General features: G+C 43.3%; 21 protein-coding genes. 19 read left to right on the forward strand and 2 right to left on the reverse strand.

Translation table 11 applies throughout. The features are described from left to right. Nucleotides 1–129: 129 nt before the first annotated feature. From AC0L13_RS07490 to AC0L13_RS07540, 11 genes are all read left to right on the forward strand, one after another. Nucleotides 130–645, forward strand: coding sequence for a YqeG family HAD IIIA-type phosphatase (locus tag AC0L13_RS07490; RefSeq protein ID WP_473645475.1), 516 nt, complete (start codon nucleotides 130–132; stop codon nucleotides 643–645). Further along, nucleotides 633–1,748 carry a ribosome biogenesis GTPase YqeH gene (yqeH, locus tag AC0L13_RS07495; protein WP_473645477.1) on the forward strand — a complete coding sequence of 372 codons (1,116 nt, stop codon included), beginning with the start codon at nucleotides 633–635 and terminating at the stop codon, nucleotides 1,746–1,748. Before AC0L13_RS07490 ends, yqeH begins: the two co-directional genes overlap by 13 nt. Before the next feature lie 13 nt (nucleotides 1,749–1,761). Beyond that, nucleotides 1,762–2,592, forward strand: coding sequence for a shikimate dehydrogenase (gene aroE, locus AC0L13_RS07500; RefSeq protein ID WP_473645480.1), 831 nt, complete (start codon nucleotides 1,762–1,764; stop codon nucleotides 2,590–2,592). Then, nucleotides 2,593–2,880, forward strand: coding sequence for a ribosome assembly RNA-binding protein YhbY (gene yhbY / locus AC0L13_RS07505; protein WP_473645482.1), 288 nt, complete (start codon nucleotides 2,593–2,595; stop codon nucleotides 2,878–2,880). 10 nt (nucleotides 2,881–2,890) lie between these two features. Next, complete coding sequence (locus tag AC0L13_RS07510) at nucleotides 2,891–3,475, forward strand: nicotinate-nucleotide adenylyltransferase (protein ID WP_473645484.1); 585 nt, start codon at nucleotides 2,891–2,893, stop codon at nucleotides 3,473–3,475. Further along, nucleotides 3,450–4,010, forward strand: a complete 561-nt coding sequence (gene yqeK, locus AC0L13_RS07515; protein ID WP_473645486.1) for a bis(5'-nucleosyl)-tetraphosphatase (symmetrical) YqeK — start codon at nucleotides 3,450–3,452, stop codon at nucleotides 4,008–4,010. The genes AC0L13_RS07510 and yqeK overlap by 26 nt, the downstream gene beginning before the upstream one ends. 31 nt (nucleotides 4,011–4,041) lie before the next feature. Beyond that, entirely contained in the window at nucleotides 4,042–4,386 is a 345-nt protein-coding gene (rsfS, locus tag AC0L13_RS07520; RefSeq protein ID WP_473645488.1) for a ribosome silencing factor, read from the forward strand. Next, nucleotides 4,376–5,122, forward strand: a complete 747-nt coding sequence (locus AC0L13_RS07525) for a class I SAM-dependent DNA methyltransferase (protein ID WP_473645490.1) — start codon at nucleotides 4,376–4,378, stop codon at nucleotides 5,120–5,122. Before rsfS ends, AC0L13_RS07525 begins: the two co-directional genes overlap by 11 nt. A gap of 67 nt (nucleotides 5,123–5,189) precedes the next feature. Then, nucleotides 5,190–5,855, forward strand: a complete 666-nt coding sequence (locus tag AC0L13_RS07530; RefSeq protein WP_473645492.1) for a helix-hairpin-helix domain-containing protein — start codon at nucleotides 5,190–5,192, stop codon at nucleotides 5,853–5,855. Nucleotides 5,856–5,879: 24 nt separating this feature from the next. Beyond that, on the forward strand, nucleotides 5,880–6,443 hold the full coding sequence (locus AC0L13_RS07535; RefSeq protein WP_473645494.1) for a ComE operon protein 2: 564 nt from the start codon (nucleotides 5,880–5,882) through the stop codon (nucleotides 6,441–6,443). Next, nucleotides 6,440–8,734 (forward strand): DNA internalization-related competence protein ComEC/Rec2, encoded by a 2,295-nt coding sequence (locus AC0L13_RS07540; protein WP_473645496.1) that lies wholly within the window; start codon nucleotides 6,440–6,442, stop codon nucleotides 8,732–8,734. The genes AC0L13_RS07535 and AC0L13_RS07540 overlap by 4 nt, the downstream gene beginning before the upstream one ends. A gap of 58 nt (nucleotides 8,735–8,792) precedes the next feature. On the opposite strand, the gene AC0L13_RS07545 is transcribed toward AC0L13_RS07540, so the two are convergent. Next, a complete protein-coding gene (locus AC0L13_RS07545; RefSeq protein ID WP_082713522.1) occupies nucleotides 8,793–8,927 on the reverse strand; it encodes a YqzM family protein in 135 nt (44 codons plus the stop codon). 159 nt (nucleotides 8,928–9,086) lie between these two features. Here AC0L13_RS07545 and holA point away from each other — a divergent pair, with 159 nt between their 5' ends. Beyond that, a complete protein-coding gene (gene holA / locus AC0L13_RS07550; protein WP_473645499.1) occupies nucleotides 9,087–10,103 on the forward strand; it encodes a DNA polymerase III subunit delta in 1,017 nt (338 codons plus the stop codon). A 254-nt stretch (nucleotides 10,104–10,357) separates the two neighbouring features. Here holA and rpsT read toward each other — a convergent pair whose 3' ends face one another. Further along, entirely contained in the window at nucleotides 10,358–10,609 is a 252-nt protein-coding gene (rpsT, locus tag AC0L13_RS07555; RefSeq protein WP_473645501.1) for a 30S ribosomal protein S20, read from the reverse strand. Nucleotides 10,610–10,775: 166 nt separating this feature from the next. Here rpsT and gpr point away from each other — a divergent pair, with 166 nt between their 5' ends. From gpr to dnaK, 7 genes are all read left to right on the forward strand, one after another. Then, entirely contained in the window at nucleotides 10,776–11,819 is a 1,044-nt protein-coding gene (gpr, locus tag AC0L13_RS07560) for a GPR endopeptidase (protein WP_473645504.1), read from the forward strand. Nucleotides 11,820–11,861: 42 nt separating this feature from the next. Then, nucleotides 11,862–12,692: a stage II sporulation protein P gene (spoIIP, locus tag AC0L13_RS07565; RefSeq protein ID WP_473645506.1), complete on the forward strand. Its 831-nt coding sequence runs from the start codon at nucleotides 11,862–11,864 to the stop codon at nucleotides 12,690–12,692. 203 nt (nucleotides 12,693–12,895) lie between these two features. Then, nucleotides 12,896–14,719 carry a translation elongation factor 4 gene (gene lepA, locus AC0L13_RS07570; RefSeq protein ID WP_473645508.1) on the forward strand — a complete coding sequence of 608 codons (1,824 nt, stop codon included), beginning with the start codon at nucleotides 12,896–12,898 and terminating at the stop codon, nucleotides 14,717–14,719. A gap of 81 nt (nucleotides 14,720–14,800) precedes the next feature. Then, nucleotides 14,801–15,934 carry a radical SAM family heme chaperone HemW gene (hemW, locus tag AC0L13_RS07575; RefSeq protein ID WP_473645510.1) on the forward strand — a complete coding sequence of 378 codons (1,134 nt, stop codon included), beginning with the start codon at nucleotides 14,801–14,803 and terminating at the stop codon, nucleotides 15,932–15,934. Nucleotides 15,935–16,029: 95 nt separating this feature from the next. Next, nucleotides 16,030–17,079 carry a heat-inducible transcriptional repressor HrcA gene (gene hrcA, locus AC0L13_RS07580; RefSeq protein WP_473645512.1) on the forward strand — a complete coding sequence of 350 codons (1,050 nt, stop codon included), beginning with the start codon at nucleotides 16,030–16,032 and terminating at the stop codon, nucleotides 17,077–17,079. Continuing rightward, nucleotides 17,076–17,684, forward strand: a complete 609-nt coding sequence (grpE, locus tag AC0L13_RS07585) for a nucleotide exchange factor GrpE (protein ID WP_473645515.1) — start codon at nucleotides 17,076–17,078, stop codon at nucleotides 17,682–17,684. The genes hrcA and grpE overlap by 4 nt, the downstream gene beginning before the upstream one ends. A gap of 44 nt (nucleotides 17,685–17,728) precedes the next feature. Continuing rightward, nucleotides 17,729–19,567: a molecular chaperone DnaK gene (gene dnaK / locus AC0L13_RS07590; RefSeq protein ID WP_473645517.1), complete on the forward strand. Its 1,839-nt coding sequence runs from the start codon at nucleotides 17,729–17,731 to the stop codon at nucleotides 19,565–19,567. The last annotated feature ends 171 nt before the right edge of the window (nucleotides 19,568–19,738 follow it).

Consider the following 19,738-nt stretch of genomic DNA (forward strand, 5'->3'; position numbering starts at 1 on the left):
GACTGCTTGTTTACATTCGATATTGCATAAATGGAAATCGAACAGAATTACGGCTTGGTCCAATCCGTGCCATTGGATGTCAATATGGTATAATCGGAATACAATTAGTGAAATAACGGAGTGGTTAACTTGTATAAATATTTCTTGCCGGATGAATATGTTAAAGATATATTTCAAATCTCACCTGAGAAATTAAAAGAAAAAGGTATTAAAGGGATCATCACCGATTTGGATAATACGTTGGTGGAATGGGACCGTCCAGAGGCGACGCCTGAAATCATTGCATGGGTGAAGATGATGCAGGACGCTGGTCTACAAGTGACAATCCTTTCGAACAATAATATAGGCAGGGTCGAAGCATTCTGCGGTCCGCTTGGCACACCGTTCATTTGCGAAGCCCGGAAGCCGTTAGGGAAGAATTTCAAAAAAGCTCTCGAAAAGATGGGCTTGCAGAAGGAAGAGGCCGTAATGGTTGGTGACCAGCTCATGACAGATATTTTAGGCGGCAACCGTTTTGGTCTACATACGATCCTCGTAGTTCCTGTTGCAAGCTCGGATGGTTTCGTGACAAAATTCAATAGGATGATTGAAAGAAGAATTATGGCAAAACTGAAAAGACAAGGTTTGATTAAATGGGAGGAATAAGGTTGGAACGACTTACATGTATAGGTTGTGGAATTGAAATCCAAACAGAGGATCCGAAAAAAGAAGGCTATGCACCTGCAGCTTCTTTGGAAAAAGAGGAAGTGATTTGCCGTCGCTGTTTCCGTCTTCGGAATTACAATGAACTACAGCCCGTCTCTTTGTCGGGTGATGATTTTCTTGCGATACTGAATGGAATTGGTGAAAAGGACGGGCTTATTATTAAGGTTGTCGATATATTCGATTTCAATGGCAGCTGGATCAATGGTTTGCAACGATTTGTCGGAAATAAAGACATCCTTTTGATTGGCAATAAGTCTGATGTTCTGCCTAAGTCGATTAACCGCAACCGACTGATCAACTGGATGAAAACAGAGGCAGCGAAGCTTGGCTTAAAGCCGATTGATGTAATGCTTATTTCTGCACATAAAGGGCATGGCATGGAAGAAGCTCTCGAAGCTATTGATAAATATCGAAAAGGGAAAGATGTCTATGTCGTTGGATGTACGAATGTCGGAAAATCTACATTCATCAACCGTATCATAAAAAATGCGACTGGCATGGGCGAAGTGATTACTACTTCTCATTTCCCGGGGACTACTCTCGACTTAGTTGAAATCCCGCTCGATGATGGTAAAGCTATTTACGACACACCGGGCATTATTAACGACCACCAGATGGCTCATCATTTGGATGCAAAAGACTTGAAAGCGATCACGCCAAAGAAGGAACTTAAACCAAAAGTGTTCCAATTGAACGCAGAACAGACACTTTTCATCGGCGGTCTTGCGAGATTCGATTTTCTGTCAGGGGATCGCTCATCCTTTACCATACATGTTTCCAATGAAATACCGATCCACCGTACAAAGCTTGAGAATGCCGATTCGTTATATGCAACGCATTTAGGGGAAATGCTTTCTCCGCCAAGTGGTGAGTCTCTAGAAAAGATGCCGCCGCTTGTTAGGCACGAATTCTCGATTAAAAAACCGAAAATGGATCTTGTCATTTCGGGGTTGGGTTGGATTACTGTGCAGCACCCAGGAGTCGTCGTAGCTGTACATGCACCTCGTGGAGTCGATGTAGTGCTCCGTCCATCCCTTATTTAAGGAGGATTGCTTCATGAAAAAATGGTATGCAGTCATTGGCGACCCGATAGCGCAATCAAAATCACCAATGATGCACGACATATGGTTTCAAGAAAATGGAATCGATGCATCATATATACCGGTCCATGTGGAGTCGGATCATCTGAAGGATGCCGTAGCCAGCTTGAAAAGATTAGGCTGCAGCGGCTGGAATGTTACGGTGCCTCATAAAAGTGCAATCATCCCATTCCTGGATCATGTTGACGAGGAAGCAAGACGAATGAACGCCGTCAACACGGTCAAGGTTCTGGATGATGGAACTCTTTTCGGAACGAACACCGACGGACGCGGGTTTGTAAAATCCTTGCAAGAAATCGGAGCCGCACATGATGGCGTCGGCGATCTACTTGTCGTAGGGGCGGGCGGAGCCGCAGCGGGCATTTCCTTTGCGCTTGCGTCTGCGGGTTTTGGACCGATCACCATTACGAATCGCACAATCGAAAAAGCAAAACGAATGACTGAAAGCTTACCGGGAAGTTCCGCTCTCTCTTCGGAAGAAGCACAAGCGGCAATTGAAAAATTTGGTTTGATTGTTCAGACGACTTCGGTCGGGATGAATTTTGCCCAAAGTGGAATGCCGCTTGATCCGACTCGTATATCGGACGGAACAATTGTAGCCGATATCATATATAATCCGTTAGAAACCGAATTTTTACGCCATGCCCGAGAGGCTGGCAGCAAGACAATCAATGGTGTCGGGATGTTTGTCCATCAAGGTGCATTGGCCTTCGAACTATGGACAGGCATTTATCCTGATACTAAGAAAATGATTGAATTAATTTCAAATGAACTTGGAGGAAAATAAATGTTAACAGGTAAACAGAAAAGCTATTTGCGAAGTGAAGCGCATCATCTTCAACCTATCTTTCAAATTGGAAAGGGCGGTTTGACTGAGCCGATCATCAAACAAATCGAAGATGCGCTGGAAGCCCGTGAGTTAATTAAAGTGAGCATTCTTCAAAATTGTGAAGAAGATAAAAATGATATTGCAGCAAAACTTCAAGAGGCTGGAATCGAAGTAGTTCAAGTGATTGGAAAAATCCTTGTACTGTATAAAGAGTCGAAGGAGAAAAAGCGGATCGTTTTACCTTAAGGGGGACAACATGAAAAAGGTCGGACTGTTGGGCGGTACATTCAATCCACCGCATATCGGGCATCTCATCATGGCAAATGAAGTGAAACATGCATTGCAACTCGATGAAGTAAGGCTCATGCCTACTTCAATTCCTCCCCATAAGGCGGATCCTTCAGATGCAACTCCTGAACAACGGTTGCGAATGGTTAAAATCGCCGTATCAGACACTCCTGGTTTACACTCATCTTCATTTGAAGTGGATAGGGGAGGTGTCTCGTATACGTTTGATACGATGAAAGCTTTGACGGAACTAGAGCCGGGCACGGAATTCTTTTTTATCATCGGTGGCGATATGATTGATATGCTGCACAAATGGTATAAAATCGATGAGCTGATGAATATAGTGACGTTTGTTGGTGTAGCGAGACCGGGTACAATAGGGGAAACGCGATATCCAATTACAATGGTTCAAATTCCTGAAATTGATTTGTCTTCGACCTTGATTCGTAACCGAATGCAAACCGGAGGTACTATCCAATTTCTCGTTCCAGATGATATTGAGACATATATCCGACAGGAGGGACTCTATGCAAACCGGCCCGTTACGGATTGAACTTGAAAAAAGATTACCAAGAAAACGATTTGAACATGTATTAAGAGTTACGGAAACGGCTAAGGAATTGGCTTCGCGATTTGGAGTGCCGGTGGAAAAGGCAGAACAGGCAGCTCTTTTCCATGATATTGCGAAATTCATGGAACCTTCCGAAATGCGTAGACTAATTGAAGAGAATGGTGAGGACGCTAGGCTTTTTTCTTTCCATCACGAACTTTGGCATGCGGCTGCTGGATGTATCATAGCGGAGAAAGAATTCGGCGTAAAGGATCCGGATATCCTAAACGCCATCCGCTATCATACAACAGGCAGAGCTGGCATGTCCGCTCTTGAGAAGCTTATTTACATTGCCGATCTTATTGAGCCGGGACGAGAATTTCTGGGCATCGATGAATTGCGCACTAGTGCAGAACAGCAGATTGACGAGGCGATGAAAGCTTGCATCGTTCACTCGGTGCTTTATTTAATCGATCGGCGTGCGGCTGTTTTTCCGGACTCCATCGAATGCTATAATGAACACGTACAACGAATTTGAAACAGCCAACTATGAAAGGAAACGTGAAAATATGCCAACTTTACTTGAAACAGCCTATAATGCAGTAGACGATAAGAAAGGGCAAGACATTGTCGTATTAAATATGGAAGGGATCTCACTCATCGCAGATCAATTCATTATTTGCCATGCGAACTCAGAGCGCCAAGTGCAAGCGATTGCGAGGGAAGTAGCCGATAAAGCTTCAGAAAACGAATTTGAAGTGAAAAGAGTAGAAGGCCTTGAAAATGGAAGATGGGTTCTCGTCGATTTGGGAGATGTAGTCGTTCATGTATTCCATAAGGATGAGCGTGGTTATTATAACTTGGAGAAGTTATGGGGAGACGCTCCATCACTGAACATGGATAATGGGCAATAAAGAAGCTTATACAGATTTCGCCCTCGTCTATGATGAATTAATGACCGATATCCCTTACGATGCTTATGTAGATTTGATTTCCATTGCAGCGGACGGGGTAAAAGGAAAGAAAATCATCGATGTCGGTTGTGGGACAGGGCTGCTTTCAGTGAAACTATCGAAAGCGGGAGCGATTGTTACGGGAATTGATCTTTCTCGAGACATGCTTAATATAGCGGAAAAACGTGCAAATGATCTTTCATTGACAATCGATTTTCAGGAAAAGCCTATGCAAGAAATTGATGGGGCGGAGCAATATGACGCTGCTGTTATTGCAATTGATTCCCTTAACTATTTGCCTGACCGTGAAAGTGTCCTATCAACCTTCAAAGGAATCTATTCGGTCTTGAAAAGCGGTGGAGTGCTCATTTTCGACGTGCATTCCACTTTCAAGACCGATGTCATTTTCATGGAAGGGCCTTTCACGTTCGACAACGACCGTATTGCGTACATTTGGCATACAGAGGAAGGCGATGCGGATCATTCGGTCCTATCGGAACTAAGCTTCTTTGTCAGAGAAGAAAGCGGTTTTTATCGTCGTTTCGATGAAAAGCACCAACAACGGACTTTTCACGTGTATGAATACGTGGATTTATTACGGGAAGCTGGCTTTACGCTAGAACGCATCTTTGCTGACTGGGAGGACGAGCCTCCGCACGAAGAAAGTGAAAGAATATTTTATCAAGCGCGTAAATGAAACTTTCATTTTTGGTAGTAATCATATATAGTGGGATATGACTCCATATGGATGCCTCATAGAAAGGGTGGGAAAGCTGTTTCTATCGATCGTATCCGGAAAATGGCGTAAGATCATCACCCCTATCGCAGCAATCGCTGTACTTTCCGCAATTCTGTTCTTTCCCCGAGGACAGGCCGGCAGTAAACAGACAGCCGCAAGCGGACAAACCCCAATTATTGATGTTTTACAAGAGCAAGACGAAGAACATGAGCAGTCGATTGAAATTGTTGAGGCGGCTCCGTCCATGATTATGGTGGATATTCAAGGCGCCGTGAAATATCCGGGTGTCTATTCACTAAACGAGGGCGATCGTCTCATCGATGCAATTCATGCTGCGGGCGGCTATTTGGCAGAGGCAGACTCCCGAATGCTCAACCACGCTATGAAGCTTCCCGATGAATTTTTTATTTATATTCCGAGACAAGGTGAAGAAGTTGACTTTTCTGATGCCTCTATACTGTCCCATCCAATGCTGGGTGATGAGGCGGAGGATGATGGAAAAGTGAATATTAATACTGCGGATGCTCAGCAACTCATGACGATTCCGGGAATTGGACCAGCCAAAGCGGCTGCTATTATTCAATATCGGGACGAGCATGGTCCGTTCGCTTCACCGGAATCGATAATGGAAGTATCGGGAATCGGGCAAAAGACATTTGAAAATCTTGAGTCTTTCATTACAGCAAAATAATTGATACTGTTTGGAGGCATACATATGGAGCGTATTACATGGGATCAGTTTTTCATGGCGCAATGCCATTTGTTAGCGGTAAGAAGCACATGTACAAGGCTGACAGTCGGAGCGACAATCGTCAGAGACAACAGGATTATTGCCGGGGGCTATAACGGTTCCATTTCAGGCGGAGACCATTGCATCGATCATGGATGCTATGTTGTCGGAAATCATTGCGTGCGAACTATTCATGCGGAGATGAACGCTTTACTCCAATGTGCGAAATACGGTAGTCCTGTTGAAGGGGCGTCGTTGTACGTTACACATTTCCCATGCTTGCAATGTTCAAAAGCGATCATCCAATCAGGAATTAAGACCGTCAATTACGCATCAGATTATAAAAACGACGAGTACGCAATAGAGCTTTTCAAACAATCCGGAGTCGAAATTAGGCATATCCCTTTTGATGAGAGGGAAGTCGATTTCTCGAAGGAAGGGAAGCTAGAGCTTATTAATGACTTGCTTGCAGAAATGGAATCATTAGGCGCGCCCGCTGAAGAACTTGTTCCATTCAAAAGAAGGATGGATGACCTATTCGGCAAGTGATCAGTGAAGTCCGTTTTATTTATATTTGTATTCCGGTCGCCGTATCCGCTTTTGCAGCATACGGCCCGGTTCAAGTTTTACTCCTCAACCTTTTACTTATCCCCATTTTTCTTTGTAGAAAAGAAGCCATCACTCCTATTCTTGCATTGGTGGCGTCATTACTCTCCTATTTTTTCATTTCCATGCAAGTACCTGAAATTAATGAAGGCGGACAGCCAACAATCCTCAATCTTACTTGGACAGATCAAGTTAAAATCGACGGTGGCAAAATGAAAGGCTTTGCAAAAACTGACTCTGGTGATGTCGTTTACGCATTGCTGAAATTTGAAAATGAAGCACAAAAATTGCAATTCCAAAACTTGCATATCCCTTCATATCGTTTTACATTGGAAGGTTCCTTTCAGGAACTTCCGCGCTCCGCACATGAATATTCATTTAACATGGAGCGTTATTTGAACATGTATGGTGCAGTAGGCATGTTTGAATCCGATAGATTGAAAGGATATGAACTAAATACCGGTTTACAGAAAATATTATCTGAGCATAGATGGAACGTGAAGTATCACATTAGGGAAACTTTTCCAGAATCCCTTGTAGTGGAAGCGGAAGCTTTACTAATCGGAGATCGGAGTGGAATGGACGAAGAGGTGGCTTCTAGGTACAGGATGCTCGGAATAACTCATCTTTTCGCCATATCTGGCCTCCATGTCGGACTGTTGACGTTTTTATTTCGTAATCTACTAATCAGATTATCGATCAGGATTGAAACGATTGATAATTTGCTGATTGTTCTATTGCCGCTATATGCAGTTATGGCTGGCGGTGCACCATCGGTTTGGCGGGCTGTGTCCGTGACGATTCTAATCCTGTTGACCGCGACAGGACGATTCAAGATGAGGATGGATGATGCACTTTCTTTGAGTGCAATCGGCTTTATACTTTGGCAGCCGTTCGTCGTATTCCAGCCTGGTTTTCAACTTTCTTATTTGGCGGCATTCTCATTAATTTACTCAACAAAGATTCTATCACGCCCTGCATCCGCAATAATGGTGTCATTTCTCGTGACGATCATTACTCAATTGGCGTTGTATCCGGTTCTTTTATATCACTTTTATGAGTTGTCTCTGTCGTCTTTCTTTGTGAATCTGTTCTATGTTCCTCTTTATTCTTTTGTTATTCTGCCGATGAATATCATTTTACTTTTGTTGTCTTATATAATGCCTCCAATTGCACATGCATTTTTTTTATTCTATGAACCGCTAAGAGGCTGGGTCGAGACTCTTACTGTATTTCTAGCTTCAATCCCGTACCAAATATGGGGGCCAGGCCGACCGGGAATTCTTACGTCCGCATTAGCTGTAGGTGGTACATTCCGGTTTCTCATTGCACTTGAAAGGGGAGTAAATGCATTTCGAGCTATGCCGTTCATCTTAGTTCCTGCGATTCTCATCCACCTCATCCCCTATACTGAATCAGAGATAAGGGTGACGTATCTTGACGTAGGGCAAGGCGACTCAATCGTCATCGAACTACCCCATCGGAGAGGAGTATTTGTCATCGATACAGGAGGAGCAGTGAATTTTGGAGAACCGAATTGGCGCACTCCGGAAAAAGTATTTGAAGTTGGCAGAAGTATCGTTGTCCCATACTTGAAAGGAAGGGGCATTACGACAATTGATAAATTGATTATTTCTCATGCTGACAGTGACCATATGGAAGGTGCGGATGAAGTGCTTGAGGAGGTACGAGTCAAGGAAATCCATATTTCACCGGGCAGTGAAAAAGATAAGACGATGGTAGATGTGCTCCGTTTAGCTGGAGAAAAGAGGATACCGATATTGGCGATGACGGAAGGAGCAGCTTGGTCGGTTAAATCCGTCGACTTGTTCTATATAGCGCCTTCTGGTGGTGCTTACAAAGGGAATGATAGCTCCCTCGTACTTTTCATGACGACAAAAGGGCCGTCGTTTCTTTTTACTGGGGATTTAGAGATCGAAGGGGAGGAGAAGCTTATTAGAAAATATGGGAACTTGGATTGGGGAGAATTGATCCTGAAAGTAGGTCATCATGGAAGCTATACTTCCAGTTCCGATGAATTTATCCGAGCTCTACAACCGGTACTGTCGATTTTCTCTTACGGCAAGGATAACCGGTATGGCCATCCGCACGCAGCAGTTGTGGAGACATTTGAAAAATATCAAGTTCCGACGATGGCTACAGCAGATCATGGCTCCATAACGATTTCCGTGAAAAGAGATGGCAGCTATTCCATTTTGACAAGAGAAAAATGAAAAGGCGGCCTTGTCCATTTCGTTACCGAAATGAACAAGCCGCCTTTCAGGAGTGCTATTAGTGCGCGACGAAGTCTATAATTGTAGCAATAACGAAAATTGCAGAAAAAGCAACGAAAGCTACAATGAAACCGACACCAGAGTCAATTAAATCATTGCGTTTAGACTGTACGTCATGTTCGAACTCATTCATTGCTACACCTCCTAATTCCTTTATAGTATAGATGATACCGGATAAAAAATCTATATCAAACGATCTTTTATGCCGAGTTTATGACAAACGACACAAATTGTTCATAGTCGTGAATCGGTAATGTATAATGGAACAATGTGAGTGACTGGAGGGATTCAGATGGTCAACGCTATATGGAAGAGTATAGGAGAAGGGGAAGTCGAACCTGTTTATTTATTGACAGGCGTCGAACAGCATCTAATTGACACGACAATTAAAAGAATTACAAAGGCAATGCCGGATATCGATGAAAGTTCGGTCATCCGCTTCGATTTAGAAGAAACACCAATAGAAGCAGTTCTTGAAGAGGCAGATACACTACCTTTTTTAGAAGATAGGAAATTGATCATCGCGAATAATGCATCGTTTTTGAAGGCGGCTGATAAAGCAAAAGAGAAAGTTGTACATAATATTACATTGCTTGAAACTTGGCTAGACAATCCTTCGCCAACAGCGACTGTCCTCTTTTTGGCGCCTTACGAAAAACTGGACGGTCGGAAAAAGATCGTAAAGGTGATGCAGCAAAAAGCGGTCGTCGTAGAAGCGATGCCACTGACAGGCCGTGATTTGACGACGTGGATTCAAAACGAAGCGGGTACGAACGGCATTAAAATCAGCCCGGAAAATGCACAAGTCCTCGTCGATATGGCAGGCGACAGCCTTTTGACACTATCGAATGAAATTAACAAAATCGGCATGTATATGAATGGCAATGGCGACGTAACGAAAGAAATCGTCGAAATGCTTGTCCCCCGCCTGCCTGAAATGGACGTCTTCCGCCTGACGGACGCATATATGACCGGCAATGTGAAAAGGACGATATCGATTTATCATGATCTACTTCGAAATGGGGAAGAACCGATCATGCTGACATCTCTCATCGCGGGACAAATACGCCTGATGATTCACGTTAAATCATTAGTGAAAAAGGGATACCAGCAACAACAAATCGCAAAAACTTTAAACGTCCATCCATATCGTGTGAAGCTAATCATGGAAAATAGAAGCATCCCCCAAATGGAAAGGCTCCTTCTCATTTTGCAAAAGCTAGCACATATCGATCACCAATTAAAGTCAACAAGCGGTAAAAGGGAAAGAGTTCTAGAAATCTTCTTTATGGAGCCACTGAGGGTATAAATACAATTGTTATGGTGGGTGGTACTTTAAAGTATAGGTTAGCAGAATTCTTACGAGGATTGGAGCGGAAGGTGGCGACTCCAGCGGGAACAGCGCGAGCTGAAAGCCCCACAGGAACGCAGTGACGAGGAGATTGAAGCCGTGCCCGCGGAAAGCGTCCGTCTGAAGCGGAAATCCGGGTTTATAGCATTTTTATAAATAGAAAAGGCTGTCCTCTTTGTCGAGTTAACGACACAAGTGACAGCCTTTTTTACTTATTGAGCTTTTTTTGTAAGACGTGCTTTTTGACGAGCAGCTGTATTTTTGTGGATAAGACCTTTACGAGCAGCTGTGTCCAATTTTTTGACTGCGTCTTTCAAAAGTTCAGAAGCGTTCTCTTCTTTATTGATGAGCGCAGTGTCAGCTTTACGTACAGCAGTACGCATTGCAGCTTTAATTTGTGAGTTCTGCTCATTCGCAGCAGCACTTTGTTTTACGCGCTTAATTGCACCTTTGATGTTTGGCATTCCATTCACCTCCAATTTCAGGTAAGGCAAGAGTGTTTCCATAATAGTATTCGGATATCTCTTTACAACATTAACATTTTAGCAAAAACCTAGCTTTAACGCAATAAAAATATGCAAAGAATATTTCCTTGACACAACGAGCAAACTGCATGTTGAGGTGATGACAATGGATAAATACGATTTTTACCGTACCGACCTGCTCGTGGAAAACGAGGAAATGGTTCGCCATCGGACGGAAAAAGAAAAGCAGAAATTAAAGGATTCCGAAGGCATACAATTTGACGAACGCAGACAAGGAAGGGTTATCTTGACGTCAGTCAAAATCAATGCTGAAGGCGAGAAGAAAATCGGCAAGAAAATGGGTACCTATTTAACCTTGACGAACCCTACGTTAACGCATACGGATCGTGAAGGGCTACAAGAGATGGCGAATATACTCAAATCGAAACTGACTGAACTGACCGCGGGAATAAAGAATCTACAAACAGGAAAAATCCTTATGGTCGGTTTAGGAAATCGAGAAGTAACTCCAGACGCTGTCGGCCCGTTAACAATGGATCGATTGAAAGAAATCGTTCCTTTATATTATTCGGACGAAGGTAGCGAACTGTTCGTCTACGCACCAGGGGTGACAATTCAGACAGGACTCGAGACGGCCGATTTTGTTAAAGCGTTAGTGAATGAAATCCAACCTGACGTATTGATTGTTATTGACGCGCTTGCTGCCCGTGATAGTTCAAGACTGTGTAAAACAATCCAGATGACTGACACTGGAATTCATCCCGGCTCAGGTGTAGGAAATAGCCGTAAAGAGTTATCAAAGGAGACATTGGGCATCCCAGTCATCGCAATTGGCATCCCGACTGTCGTTGACGGTCCAGTGTTGATTGCAGATGCTATCAATACTCTTTTCAGTTACATCGCTTCCAAAATAGAGGAAGAGAGTCATCCATCCTCCAGGCTATCAGTCGGAAATTGGTTGCATACCCCAAACAAGGATGCGGATCGGACGAAACTAATTCCGATTTTCGGAGATTGGACATCGTGGCCGCACGAAGAAAGGGTTCAATTATTTGAAGAAGTATTATCGAATCACGATTTGAATACATTCATTTCCCCAAAAGAAATTGACTCCTGGGCGGCACTGTATTCAGAAGTATTAACTGATTCCATAAGTGAATGGATTGAGGATATCAAAACAAGTCATTGACCCTTCCCCCCGCGCATATAGTTGAAGACGGGGGGATGTCGCATGAAGAAAAATCTGCAAATATGGACTGCAATCGTATTCGTTCTTTTCCTTTTCCCGGTACTCATCCAATTCATACCGGAGGAATCAAAAATCTCAAACTCCAAAATAATTAAGGAAAATGCCCTCATCGTCTATGCATCAAATGTAGTGGCAGTAGATGAGCCAGTCCCTGAAGTTGAAAGCGAAGTCGAAGTAGATGTCGAAGAAAAACCGAGGCTCGGTAAAGTATTGCTTTATAACACACACTCCACCGAAGCATACAAGCCGATCACCAAAGCGGTGGATGGGAAAATTGCTGTAAACCATCAGGTCGAAAACGTCGTAAAGATGAGTGATAAACTTAAAAGCCTACTTGAAATCAATGGTATGGAAGCAGAAACGCTAAAAAAGGAAGTACCATATGCACGCGCCTATAAGGATATAAGGCCGTTTGTAAAAAAGCAGCTTTCTGAAAATGAGTATGATTTAATTATTGATATCCATCGGGATTCAGTTGGTCCCGATAAGACGACAATCGTTCATGAAGAGAAACGTTACGCGAAAGTCGCTTTTGTACTCGGTTTGGATAATCCTTCTTACAAGAAAAATGAAGCGATTACGAATAGATTGAAAGCAGAAATGGAAAAGAGGATACCGGGTATTACGAGAGACGTCATACCTAAAGGTGGGGCAGGTGTGGATGGAAAGTATAACCAAGATCTTCACCCGAACCTTGTATTATTAGAACTTGGCGGGATCGGAAACACCGAAGACGAGCTGAACAGGACATTAGCAGTCATTTCAGAAGCGATTGTGGAAATGTTCAACGAGAGTGACTCAATGGAGAAATGAATAAAGTCAAAGGCTTTGTGGATAACATCCATGAAGCCTTTTTAGATATGCAAAGACCAATCTTTATCAAAGCGCCGTCATCTGTTAGACTTGATAAGTCAAATGAATGCTTTCATTATTTGATTTTCGGGAATAAGAAAATGTAACATGTTTATCAGTTATTTGCTATAATGCAAATAGCTTATATAGGAGTGAACTGACAGATGAATAATGAAGAAAGATTGGCACGTCAAAAAAATATTAGAAACTTCTCGATCATTGCCCATATCGATCACGGGAAATCGACGTTGGCCGATCGAATATTGGAAAAGACAGAAACAGTGAGCTCTCGAGAAATGAAATCACAGACACTGGATTCAATGGATTTAGAGCGCGAACGTGGAATCACAATTAAATTAAACGCAGTGCAGTTATCATACACGGCGAAAAATGGCGAAGAGTATACTTTTCACTTAATCGATACGCCAGGTCACGTCGACTTTACGTACGAAGTGTCACGAAGCCTCGCAGCATGTGAAGGGGCCATCCTCGTTGTTGATGCGGCTCAAGGAATTGAAGCGCAAACATTGGCGAATGTTTATTTGGCATTGGACAATGATCTGGAAATTTTACCTGTCATTAATAAAATCGACTTACCTGCAGCAGATCCTGATAAAGTGAAGCAGGAAATAGAAGATGTTATTGGTCTTGATGCTTCCGAGGCAGTCCATGCATCCGCGAAAGCTGGCATCGGAATTGAAGAAATTCTCGAGCAGATTGTCGAGAAAGTGCCTGCTCCAATTGGAGATCCGGAAGCGCCATTAAAGGCATTGATCTTCGACTCGCATTATGATCAATACAAAGGCGTCATCGTCAACATTAGAATTGTAGAAGGAACAGTCAAGCCTGGAGATAAGATTCGTATGATGGCGACAGGAAAAGAATTTGAAGTCATCGAAACAGGAGTGTTCACTCCGAAGATTTCCTTGCGGGATGAATTGTCGGTAGGCGATGTAGGATTCCTTTCCGCCGCCATTAAAAATGTCGGGGATACACGGGTCGGGGATACGATTACAAACGCGAAAAATCCTGCGAGTGAACCGTTGCCTGGTTATCGGAGACTAAATCCGATGGTGTTCTGTGGATTGTATCCGATTGATTCGTCCAAATATGTTGATTTACGTGAAGCGCTCGAAAAACTGGAGCTGAATGACTCAGCATTAGAATATGAAGCAGAGACATCTCAAGCGTTAGGCTTCGGATACCGATGCGGATTCCTCGGACTCCTCCATATGGAGATCATTCAGGAGCGGATCGAACGGGAATTCAAGATTGACTTGATCACAACTGCCCCAAGTGTTGTATATAATGTCGTCACAACAGATGGAAAAGAATTGAAAGTAGACAACCCATCCATGATGCCGGATGCACAAAAGATCGATCACGTTGAAGAGCCGTATGTGAAAGCATCGATTATGGTGCCGAATGAATACGTCGGTTCAGTCATGGAACTTTGTCAGCAAAAACGAGGTAATTTCAAGACGATGGATTACTTGGACTCAACTCGTGTTAATATCATCTATGAATTGCCGCTTGCTGAAATCGTATATGACTTTTTCGATCAATTGAAATCGGGCACGAAAGGTTATGCGTCGCTTGACTATGAATTGATTGGCTATAAAACATCGAAGCTTGTTAAAATGGACATCCTGTTGAACGGTGAGCAAGTCGACGCACTAAGCTTTATCGTCCATCGCGACTTTGGCTATGAGCGTGGCAAAGCAATCGTTGAAAAACTGAAGACGCTTATCCCGCGTCAGCAGTTCGAAGTGCCTGTCCAAGCTGCAATCGGTCAAAAAATCGTAGCCCGTTCGACAATCAAATCGATCGGTAAAAACGTTCTTGCTAAATGTTACGGCGGAGATATCTCCCGTAAACGAAAATTGCTAGAGAAGCAAAAGGAAGGGAAAAAGCGGATGAAGCAAGTCGGTTCCGTCGAAGTCCCTCAAGAAGCGTTCATGGCAGTTCTCAAAATGGACGAAGACTGATAGTGAAAAAATTAAAAGGAGTCCAAAATTGGGCTCCTTTTTGCACGACCGGCATTGCCGAAAAGAAAGGGGACACAACAAATGCGAGGCATGTATATTCATATTCCTTTCTGCCACCAGATTTGCCATTACTGTGATTTCAATAAAGTTTTCTTTAAAAATCAACCTGTAGATGAGTATATCGAATCGATCGGAACCGAGCTTTCAATCATGGCGAAGGAAGGCCACTCGTTCGAAGGGCTGGAGACGGTCTTTCTTGGAGGAGGAACACCGACTTCGTTATCTGAAAAGCAGCTGGATCGATTGCTTGAAATTATTCATCAACATGTCGATGTACAATCACTGCAGGAATTTTCTACGGAAGCAAATCCTGATGAATTAACTCGTGGAAAACTGGTTGTCTTAAAAAATGGAGGCGTCGAACGGCTCAGCATCGGCGTACAGTCTTTTGATGAGCAGCTTTTAAAAAGGATCGGGAGGACGCATGGTGCGGACACTCCGAAACGAGTCATCCGTGATGCGCGTGAAATCGGTTTTGAAAACATAAGCATTGATCTCATCTATGGTTTGCCAGAGCAGACTATCCGCCAATGGGAAGATACTCTCGATAAAGCACTAGCATTGGAACTGCCTCATTATTCCGGATACTCGCTTATCGTCGAGCCGAAAACAGTATTTTATAATTTGATGAATAAAGGGAAGTTGCCTTTGCCAGGCGAGGATATAGAGGCAGAGATGTTTTCCATGTTAATTGATAGCATGGATAAAGAGGGCAAACGGCAATATGAAATTAGCAATTTTGCGATTCCTGGGAATGAATCGATACATAATCTTATTTATTGGGATAATGACGAGTATGCAGGAATCGGCGCAGGAGCTCATGGATATTTGAAAGGACAAAGGTATGCAAATTACGGTCCGCTCAAAAAATATATGGAATCTATGGAAAGCGGATTGCGTCCTATAATGGAAGAGCATGAAGTGACGTTGACAGAAACGATGGAAGAGGAAATGTTTTTAGGGCTACGAAAAATGGAAGGTGTCTCCCTTCATTTATTCAAATCAAGATTCGGGAAATCATTGACAGATGTGTATGGCGATGTTCTTGAGGAGCTGTCCGGAAAAGGACTGATTTATGAATCTGAGGGTAGTATAAAATTGACAAGGAAAGGCGTATTTCGAGGGAACGAAGTATTCCAGCAATTTCTCAAATGATCGAGGGTTAATTCGTTGACACTGACAATACGATTTGTTAAATTATGAGTAGTATTAGCACTCATCCTTAAAGAGTGCTAACAGGAGTGATGATTATGTTGACAAACAGACAATTGCTTATTTTGCAACTGACGGTTAACGATTTCATCGAATCCGCCCAACCTGTCGGATCAAGGCAGTTATCTAAAAAACCGGAAGCTCCGTTTAGTCCTGCAACCATTCGGAATGATATGGCCGACTTAGAGGAATTGGGTTATTTAGAAAAGACCCATACTTCCTCAGGTAGAGTCCCATCCGAGAAAGGATACCGTTTCTATGTCGATCATTTATTGACACCCGAAAAGCTGACATTGGAAGACAGTATGCAATTACGTTCCATTTTTCAAAGTCGGGTTACGGAAACGGAAGAACTCATACGGAATTCCGCAAAAATCATATCCGAATTGACGAATTATACGTCAATATTGTTAGGGCCAGATATGTCCATGCATTCAGTGAAACGGTTTTCCATCGTTCCATTGGATGACACGAAAGCGGTCGCCATCATTGTGACCGACAACGGACATGTGGAGAACAGGGTCTTCGATGTTCCGCAAGGCATGCTCGCATCGGATATTGAAAAGATGGTCAATATTTTAAATGAAAGGCTTGTCGGGACGCCATTGAGCGCTCTGCAGAACAAGCTTGCCCTGGAGACGAGAACTGTTTTCGAACAGCATGTGCATCATGCTGGAGAATTGTTTACCTCCTTCCAAAGGGCGATGACAATCAAGCCAGAAGAACGCCTGTATTTCGGCGGTAAAATGAATATGATGAAGCAGCCGGAATTCAACGATCTCCAAAAAATGAAAATGTTCTTCGAGTTGATGGAAAATGGCGTGCCTGCGATGACATTTTTTCAAGATGATTTAAAAGGCATACATGTTCGTATCGGTTCGGAAAACAAACATAATGCAATGGAAGATTGCAGTGTGATTACTGCCAATTACTCGGCAGGCGATACGATGGCTGGTTCAATTGCTATTATTGGACCGAAACGAATGGACTACGGCAGGGTCATTACGATGCTTGACATCCTAAGTGAAAACTTATCCCAAGCATTATTGAATATGACCATTGGATTGGATAGGAGGAAAGATCAGTGACAGATAAAAAGGAAGAAGTGGAAAAAGACGTACAACAGTCAACTGCTACTGATGAGTTGGATACAGTAACGGCAGAGGACATTGCTGCTGAGCAACAAGCAACGGTTGACGAAGCCGGCGATATAGAAGAAGTCGCTGAAGAAGTAGATGAAAAGGATCAGAAAATTAGCGAGTTGGAATCCCAATTACAGGATCAGGAAAACAAGCTGCTACGCGTCCTTGCAGACTTTGAAAATGTCAAAAGAAGGAATGCACTAGATCAGGAAGCGCTTGTCAAATACAAAGCGCAAAGCTTGTTAACGTCTATTTTGCCTGTCTTGGACAACTTCGAGCGTGCTCTTGCTGTCGAAGTAAAAGTGGAAGAAGCACAATCGATCATGACAGGTATGGAAATGATTTATCGCAATCTTATTGATGCGCTTAAAGGGGAAGGCCTTGTCGAAATAGAGGCAATAGACAAGGAGTTTGATCCGAATTTCCACCAGGCTGTCATGACGGGCAGTGATGCCGAAAAGTCATCAGGCATCGTGCTTGAAGAGCTCCAAAAAGGGTATATGTTGAAAGATCGTGTGCTTCGTCCTACCATGGTCAAAGTAAACGAATGATGATTGTAGATTAGTTGAAGATGCATTATTTAGGAGGAATTTAAATGAGCAAAATTATTGGAATCGACTTGGGGACAACAAACTCAGTAGTAGCAGTATATGAAGGCGGAGAGGCGAAAGTCATTCCAAACCCGGAAGGCAACCGCACAACTCCATCCGTAGTTGCATTCAAAAACGGAGAACGCCAAGTCGGTGAAGTGGCAAAGCGCCAATCCATTACTAATCCAAACACGATCATGTCAGTGAAAAGACATATGGGATCCGACTATAAAGTAAAAGTTGAAGATAAGGAATACACTCCGCAAGAAGTATCTGCAATGATCCTTCAATACATGAAAGGTTATGCGGAAGAATACTTAGGTGAAAAAGTGACGAAAGCAGTCATCACCGTTCCGGCTTATTTCAACGATGCACAGCGTCAAGCTACGAAGGATGCCGGTACTATTGCAGGACTTGAAGTCGAAAGGATCATCAACGAGCCGACAGCAGCAGCTCTAGCTTACGGTCTAGATAAGACCGATGAAGATGAAACAATCCTTGTTTATGACCTTGGAGGCGGTACATTCGACGTATCGATCCTTGAGCTCGGCGATGGAGTCTTCCAAGTCCGTGCAACAGCAGGGGACAACAAATTGGGCGGAGACGACTTCGACGATGTCATCATCGATTACTTAGTGCAAGAATTCCGTAAAGAAAATGGTATCGACCTTTCGAAAGACAAAATGGCGATGCAACGCTTGAAAGACGCTGCTGAAAAAGCGAAGAAAGATCTTTCAGGTGTAACGTCAACTCAAATTTCATTACCGTTCATCACTGCGGGAGAAGCAGGACCGCTTCACCTTGAAATTTCATTGACTCGTGCTAAATTCGACGAATTGACAGCACATCTAGTTGAGCGTTCCATGGTGCCGACTCGTCAGGCGATGAAAGACGCGGACTTATCTGCATCCGAAATCGATCGCGTCATCCTAGTTGGAGGATCTACTCGTATTCCTGCCGTACAGGAAGCGATTAAGAAAGAAACTGGCAAAGAACCTTTCAAAGGTGTAAACCCTGACGAAGTAGTTGCTATGGGTGCGGCTGTTCAAGGCTCCATCCTACGCGGAGACGTGAAAGATGTTGTCTTGCTTGACGTAACTCCACTTTCTCTTGGTATCGAAACAATGGGCAGCGTATTTACGAAATTGATTGAGAGAAATACAACAATCCCTACGAGCAAGTCCCAAGTTTTCTCAACTGCTGCAGACAACCAGCCTGCTGTTGATATCCATGTGTTGCAAGGTGAGCGTCCAATGGCTGCGGACAATAAAACACTTGGCCGTTTCCAATTAACGGATATCCCACCGGCTCCACGAGGAATTCCGCAAATCGAAGTGACATTTGATATCGATAAAAACGGTATTGTTACTGTTAAAGCGAAAGACCTTGGAACTCAAAAAGAGCAAAACATAACGATTCAATCAAGCTCTGGTCTTTCCGACGATGAAATCGATCGCATGGTAAAAGATGCTGAAGCGAATGCGGAAGAGGATAAGCGCCGCAAAGAGGAAGCAGATTTGAAAAATGATGCAGATCAGCTCGTATTCATGGCTGAAAAGACATTGAAAGACCTTGAAGGCAAAGTTTCTGAAGACGAAGTGAAAAAAGTCGAAGAAGCTAAAGAGGAATTGAAAAAGGCAGTCGAAGCTGGAAACTTAGACGAAATGCGTACGAAAAAACAATCGTTGGAAGAACTTGTCCAACAATTGTCGGTTAAATTGTATGAGCAAGCTGCTGCGGAAGCCCAAGCACAAGGCGGTTCAGCTGAAGCTGGCGATCAACCGAAAGATGATGGTGTTGTCGATGCTGACTTCGAAGAAGTGGACGATGACAAGAAAAACTAATTGAACGAACGATTGACGGAAAAGTCAAAGTCCGATATTCCGGCTTTGGCTTTTTCTTTTGTTGAGCAATTGTATTCTTGCCAACAGTAGTTTTGTCTCTTTTTTCTGAGCGTGTTACAATGAGTCGTAACTTTTAACTAGAACGGTTATAAGCTTGAAAATGGTTCGTGA

It is taken from the genome of Sporosarcina sp. QA0331 (assembly GCF_055808055.1).